This is a genomic window from Membranihabitans marinus (assembly GCF_021729155.1).
GTDB classification, from domain to species: domain Bacteria; phylum Bacteroidota; class Bacteroidia; order Chitinophagales; family Saprospiraceae; genus Membranihabitans; species Membranihabitans marinus.
In genome coordinates this window covers 22,713-29,572 of the sequence record NZ_JAJQYA010000045.1, presented here as the reverse complement: position 1 = coordinate 29,572, position 6,860 = coordinate 22,713, and the positions used below count along the sequence as shown (strand labels likewise).

Genomic DNA, 6,860 nt, shown 5'->3' with positions numbered 1-6,860 from the left:
GTGGGAGAGTAGGTCGCCGCCTTTTTTTTTATTTTCCATAAGCCTAAATAGTAATCAATCTGTTTAGGCTTTTTTTTATGCCCCTACTCTTCATTCTTGTTTTTCTCCTCGACCTTGTATGAATCATTGCAAAAAAAATATAGACCTTGGGTTTTATTCCATGATGGTTTTGGCCTCCAAATAGTGATCCTACTCAAATTATACTAAATGTATTGAATATTTTAGGGAATATTTTTTCTACTTCTTTATATAGCACTTCCAATAATATGGACTAGCTTTTTCGTTGTAATGAAGTCGGACAAAAATATCGATTATGAATCTACATGACCATTATAGGAATTTGTATTTACAATCCTTACCATTGATATCATCTGGGCAATATGAAAAAGATTTACTAATCGATTCCAAATTAGATCGTCGTTTTGGTCTATCCCTTATTGTCAGGCCTTCTAGGACAGTAGTTCAGAAAATTCAATCCCTGATCTCAGATTTAAAAAAAATCGAGCCTCATCAATATTATTATCCCAATTCTGATATCCATATTACCGTCATGTCCATTATCTCCTGTTATCCTGGATTTGACTTAAATAACATTACAATAACCGATTACGTCGATTTAATCAGTAACTGTCTTCCAAAAAATCAGAAAATGTCTATCCGTTGTAAAGGATTGACTGCATCTCCTTCTTGTATTATGGTTCAAGGTTTTAATGATGATAAGGGATTAAATAATTTTCGGGATAAATTAAGAAGGGAATTTAAAAATTCTTCTTTACAGCAGACTTTAGACATTCGATATGCCATTCAAACTGCTCATTCTACCATTGTACGATTTAGATCTGATTTTAATGATATTTACTCTTTTATACAGCTCATTGAAACCAATTTAGATATTAATTTTGGGGAATTTACTGTAGAGGAAGTGGAATTGGTATATAACGATTGGTACCAAAGGGAAAAATTAGTTAAAAAAATTCATCTGTTTAATATCTAAAATGTAGTACTGCCTCGATTTTGATCGAAGTTTAAAAATACCATTTTGATTAAACAGTAACACAGTAAAAATATAAGATTTGAATTTTAATATAATTCATTTTACAAGATGTGAATAGTTGATTAGAGATCAATAATTCTATTTGGTTTTGGAGACTATTCATGGTTTATGCCCTACATTCAGTTATATTTAGTTGTCTTAAAGACTATTTTACTCAGTTATTCACAATCTTAACCGTCAATACAAAATGCATTGGGTATTAGATGTTTATTAGCCCATGATTAAAATTGAATACACAAAATTGGATTTCAAATTTTGTGATTATATTAGTATTACGGGAAAGTCAATAAAATAATAGATAATGGGGAAAATAATTTATTACGTGGCTACTTCTATCGATGGATATATTGCAGGTAATCACGACGATATCAGCCAGTTTATAATGCAAGGCGAAGGTGTGGAAAAATACCAATCTGATCTCGCTAAATTTGATACTGTTATTATGGGGCGAAAAACCTATGAATTTGGTTATCAATATGGCCTAAAACCTGGTCAACCCGCTTATCCCAATATGGATCATCACATCTTTTCAAATTCATTGAAAATAGATAACTTATCAGAATCGGTTAAAATTGAGAAGCTGAGCATTGATAGGGTAAAGGAAATTAAAAGAAATTCCAAAACAGACATTTATTTATGTGGTGGAGGACAATTTGCTGGTTGGTTATTGGAAAACAATATGATAGATCAGCTAAAACTCAAACTAAATCCCGTAGTGCTAGGTAGCGGAATAAAACTATTTGGTGGTTCAACAACTGGTGAAAAATGGGAACTTATAGATGGAGAATCTTTTTCTGATGGTCTTCAAATAATAACTTACGATAAAAGAAAATAAGGAGGTTTCCCAAGTTGATATCTAATATTTGAGTTTTCACTATGAATATAAATGATGAGGGATTATAATTCATATTTCATTCCTCTTTACCCAATTCTTGGGTTCAATATAATATATATCATACGGTGCAGAACCTATGCCTTTATTGGGGATATTGCTTTATTATTGATTGTTTTTCATTATTAGGATTATATATCAGTGTTGTAGGTTTTATTGTTTAAATATATTTCTATGTTTCCCAGCGAAAGAGTTAATACCATTTAATCTATAAAACATTTTTGCCATTTAATCAATCGGTCATCATTCCACCGTGCATTTTTACTATATCTCCTTTTATCCCTTTTGAGAGTCCATGTAGATTGTAGGATTTTTAATTAAATTAGATCGCAAGTTGTACTGGTATTCAAATACCTCTAAAATTTTGTTTGTGGAAAAAATGAATCGATTGAATATTTCAACTACTATTGAGGACTTGGAAGAAAGCAAAAAGTATAGATGGCATACAGCTATAACACTACTACTTCTATTTGTGTTGGCTTCATTGATAAACATTATCTTTAGTCGGGAAGTTAAAAGATTGAAAATAGAGGCTGGAATGGCTGGAGTCAATCTAAATGATTCCATATATAATGATATTTTGACTATTGGGATAAGTAGTTTAATCATAGGTGGAATTTGCGTGTTTGTCGGTTTATGGCTTTCTTCAAAGGCCAATTTGGGCGCTCCTCTTCTGGTTAAATTTTATTCAAGGGAATCGACAAGAAGTAAAATAGATTGGAAACCGTGGCTATCGAGTATAGCTTTAGCGATAATTTTAGCCTTAATCTTTTTGGCGTTGTTTGAATTACAAAAGGATTATTATCCAGTAATCAATAAAATGCCTCGTCCTTCTAAGACATTTTACGCCCTTGTGGCATTCTCTGCAGGGATTACTGAAGAAATAATCTTTCGCATGGGATTAATGTCGCTAATTATTGCAGGCTTACAATATTTGACCCAGTCAGAATATCCATCTAATAACATGATCTGGGGAGGTATAATAATCTCTGCATTATTTTTTGGTTTTATCCATCTTCCGTTATCCAAAAACTTTGTGACTTTAACTCCTTTTACGGTTGGTGTTACCATGGTTGGAAATGCGATAACAGGTTCCACATTTGGATGGATATATTGGAAGCGAGGCTTGCTAATAGCCATCGTATCACATATTGTATTTGATTTAGTTTTTCACGTTATGGGAAACCCATATATTTAGATTTCATTAAAGACAGACAATGACTAAATTCATAATTGGAAACAAAAGGGATTTCAGTTATTTTCTTTCTATTCAAAAAAGCTTTATTGAATAGTTATGAGTTACGCTAAATGAATTATTGACTAATAATACCTCTTTATCAGTTTAACGCTAGTACTTCAAAAACTAAAAGAAGTCCTAGAGATTCATAAACATATGATTATTTTGGCGGTTGATAATGTGAACTGGTTTTAAAGCTATATAAATATTAAAATGCCGTATCGTTTTTCATCATTATTACTTTTTCTAATTGTCATCACACCATTGATGGTTTTTTCTCAACAATCAAATTACATGAATTTTTCCTACGATTTACAAAATCCGGTACAGAAAATTAAACTTCCAAAAATTTTAGAAGAAATATCCGGACTCGACTATGCAGGGAATCATCAAGTATATAGTATCCAAGATGAAAAAGGAGATCTGTTTGTATTTGATTTGAAAAGTGAAGAAATCGTTGAACAATATGACTTTGGAAAATCAGGAGACTATGAAGGAGTGGCTCTCTCCAAAGATGAAGTCTTCGCTCTGAGAAGCGATGGTAAATTATTTGGATTTCCCATCCCCAAAACTGGAGAGAAGGTCGAATTAGTCAAAAAAGTAGACTTAGATCTCGGAGATAAATGCGATGCGGAAGGATTGGAATACGATCATCTTCATCATAGATTATTAATCAGTTGTAAAGGAGAGTCCAAGAAGGAAAAATCTAAGAAATCTTTTTATACGGTCAATTTGCGGGCGGAGAAATGGAGAGCTAATCACGTATTTTCCTTAAGTGCAGCAGATATTCAGGAAGTTAGAAACTGGTTGTCTCAAGCCCATTATGATAATTCAGGAATATCTCCCAAAAAAATAGACACTTTTAACCCTTCTGGCCTTGCCATTCATCCATTTACGGCCGATGTATATATACTGTCCTCTGTGGGCAATTTAATGGTGATTTTGTCTGACAACTACCTTGTCAAACAAGTTATACCATTGAATAGTAAACAGTTTAAACAACCAGAGGGGATTACCTTTGACGACAGAGGTCACCTCTATATTTCCAATGAAGGTCATGATGCCCGAGGCAATATTTATATGTTCTCTTATCGGGATGATCGATGACAAATACAAGGTTTTTGAAACATATTGGGGGATTTAATTGTATTTTTATATAAGTGAATGAGAACAATTATGATATCATGGACAAGAATATACTCTTAGGAGTTGAATCGCCTATAGATTTTAAAATAAGCTTCAATAAATTGTTGGAGCAATATGACGCTATGGCTAAAGGGGACAATGAAATTTTAGCGGATCGGGCGCGAAAGATTTTATCTGCTCAATCACCATACCCCATCTTACGAGATGGATTTACAGATCCCTCTATCCTAACAGAAAACGCCGAGGTCATAGAATTATTGTTGCAAGATACCTTTCCCGAAGTCCTTAGCCAAAATGAAATTAAGGCAGCCGCATTGCCATATAATAATATAGTGTTTAATCACAGCAATAGATTACAGAAGATTCTTGCTGATGCAGGACCTGATTTTGATATGAAAATCCTAGATTTTTCTGAGGATTTATACTATATCATGGCCGGTACCATTATCCTAGGTCAAGAATATGGGGTGACCGTCAATTACAAGAAACCTTTGGTGTATTGCATTCCAGATGCCAGAGGAGTGAATCGTTATTACCGCATTCTTTACAATGTCGATTTTGTAGAACTCATTCCTACAGACCGCAGAATTGAGCTGAGTCCAGAAGATGTTGATGAATTGTTAGAAAACTATAAGGATACAGCTTTGTGGAAGGAAAAGATCCCACCCCATAGTTATATCTGTAAGGGATTTGTAATATTAAATATGTATGATATTACCCACGATTATGCAGTATCAGAGATTAAATCCAATCTGATTGGCGATAACCGCAATCACGGTGTTCGAATGATTGAAACGATGAATGGGATATTTCAATCTCTTTTTAACTTACCCGATATCCGTTTTGGTTTATCTTTATTTAATGCTGAGGGAGAGGTTTTTCAAAAAGAATATTTGGTCGATGTTGAGAGTTTTATTTTGGGTGATGAAGAATCAGAATCTTGCGTAGATGCACTGTGTGCCACTTCATATAAGCGTTTAATAGAGGATAAAGATTTGTTAGTTATCTCCAATGTGGATAAGTTTTATCAATCGGATATCGAAAATTCACTCTATAAAAAATTGAGCAGCCAAGGAGTGAAGAGCGTTATTTTTGCGCCCATTTTGATGGAAGGCAAACTGTATGCGGTCTTGGAATTTGCCTCAGCAAAAGTCAATGCCCTCCACGGTATCAATGCCAGTATATTGGATGATGTATTGTTATATATTGCCCTAGCTTTCTCATTTGCTCAGCGGTCTGAAGAGAATCTAATAGATGCTATTATCCAACAAGAGTGTACTACGGTCCATTCTTCGGTGTATTGGAAATTTCGAGAAGTGGCCAAGAAATTTCGATCCGTTGATTTAGAAGGAGGGCAAGCTTCTTTCGAGCAAATTGTATTTAAGGATGTTTATCCCCTCTATGGTCAAACCGATATCAAGGATTCCTCCCTATCGAGGAATAAAGCGATTCAGTATGATTTATTGATTCAACTGGCGGAAATTAAAAACATTTTAACCGTAGTTTGGGAAAAAAATTCATTTCCTATTTATGAAGAATTGATCTTTAAAGTGGACAATCACATTGAGGATATCAAAGAGTTTCTCCATACCAATAGTGAGCAATCTATCTTTGAATTTGTAAAAAGAGATATTGATCCCGTCCTCCAGCATATTGAGAAAAACGATACTAGTATCGGGCCAATGATTCAAGAATATAAGTCAAAAATAAATCCTGACAGTGGATCTTATTACGATCATCGTCGCAACTATGAAGAAAGTGTAAATAAAATCAATAAAAAATTGGCTGCGGTTATCGATGAAAAACAGACTCAAGCCCAGGAAATGTATCCCCATTACTTTGAGCGATACAAGACCGATGGTGTAGAGCACAATCTATATGTGGGCAGCAGTATAGTAAAGGGCAGAGAATTTGACATGATTTATCGAAATAATCTTCGATTATGGCAATTGCAAGTAGTTTGTGAAATGGAAAATGCCCACTATAATCTTAAACCACAACTGGCATTACCCCTCGATGTGACTTCGTTGATATTGGTATATAATACCTCACTGTCCATTAGTTTTCGAATGGATGAAAAGCGTTTTGATGTCGATGGCACTTATAATGCCAGATACGAAGTGATAAAAAAGCGGATCGATAAATCCTATATTAAAGGCAGTAATGAACGGTTGACCCAGTCGGGTAAATTGGCCATTGTGTATTCTCAGAAAAAAGATGAAGTGGAATATTTGAGCTATATCAAATTTTTGAGATCCAAGGGTTATCTTGGTGACCAAATTGAATTGGTGGAATTGGAAGGTTTACAAGGAGTAGCTGGACTCAAGGCCATTAGGGTAGATATTATGTATAAAATGGATAGGGAAGCCGAAACCACCTATACCTATGAGGACTTAATGGCACATTTACAAGATTAATACCCATTATAATTTGCGAAAACCGACCTTTTTGGTTTCTTTTCGCAAGAAGAATTCTAAAAAATGTATTTCGTCTTAGTTTAGATAATGTACAGAGGTTTTATTATTGAATTT

5 protein-coding genes are annotated in these 6,860 nt (G+C 34.0%); all 5 read left to right on the top strand.

The features are described 5' to 3' along the window. The first annotated feature begins 313 nt into the window (after positions 1-313). The 5 genes from LVD51_RS18475 to LVD51_RS18455 all read left to right on the top strand — a co-directional run bounded on the left by LVD51_RS18475 (position 314) and on the right by LVD51_RS18455 (position 6,746). Positions 314-994, top strand: coding sequence for a 2'-5' RNA ligase family protein (locus LVD51_RS18475; RefSeq protein ID WP_236972854.1), 681 nt, complete (start codon positions 314-316; stop codon positions 992-994). 361 nt (positions 995-1,355) lie between these two features. Further along, positions 1,356-1,889, top strand: a complete 534-nt coding sequence (locus LVD51_RS18470) for a dihydrofolate reductase family protein (RefSeq protein WP_236972853.1) — start codon at positions 1,356-1,358, stop codon at positions 1,887-1,889. A 436-nt stretch (positions 1,890-2,325) separates the two neighbouring features. Further along, positions 2,326-3,144 carry a CPBP family intramembrane glutamic endopeptidase gene (locus tag LVD51_RS18465; protein ID WP_236972856.1) on the top strand — a complete coding sequence of 273 codons (819 nt, stop codon included), beginning with the start codon at positions 2,326-2,328 and terminating at the stop codon, positions 3,142-3,144. Between the two features lie 333 nt (positions 3,145-3,477). Beyond that, on the top strand, positions 3,478-4,290 hold the full coding sequence (locus tag LVD51_RS18460) for an SdiA-regulated domain-containing protein (protein ID WP_236972852.1): 813 nt from the start codon (positions 3,478-3,480) through the stop codon (positions 4,288-4,290). Positions 4,291-4,367: 77 nt separating this feature from the next. Continuing rightward, positions 4,368-6,746 (top strand): hypothetical protein, encoded by a 2,379-nt coding sequence (locus LVD51_RS18455; RefSeq protein WP_236972851.1) that lies wholly within the window; start codon positions 4,368-4,370, stop codon positions 6,744-6,746. Positions 6,747-6,860: the final 114 nt, after the last annotated feature.

Excerpts from the sequence above, each read along its gene's own strand:
- LVD51_RS18475 (WP_236972854.1), top strand. The coding sequence starts at position 314 with ATGAATCTACATGACCATTATAGGAATTTGTATTTACAATCCTTACCA.
- LVD51_RS18470 (WP_236972853.1), top strand. The coding sequence starts at position 1,356 with ATGGGGAAAATAATTTATTACGTGGCTACTTCTATCGATGGATATATT.
- LVD51_RS18465 (WP_236972856.1), top strand. The coding sequence starts at position 2,326 with ATGAATCGATTGAATATTTCAACTACTATTGAGGACTTGGAAGAAAGC.
- LVD51_RS18460 (WP_236972852.1), top strand. The coding sequence starts at position 3,478 with ATGAATTTTTCCTACGATTTACAAAATCCGGTACAGAAAATTAAACTT.
- LVD51_RS18455 (WP_236972851.1), top strand. The coding sequence starts at position 4,368 with ATGGACAAGAATATACTCTTAGGAGTTGAATCGCCTATAGATTTTAAA.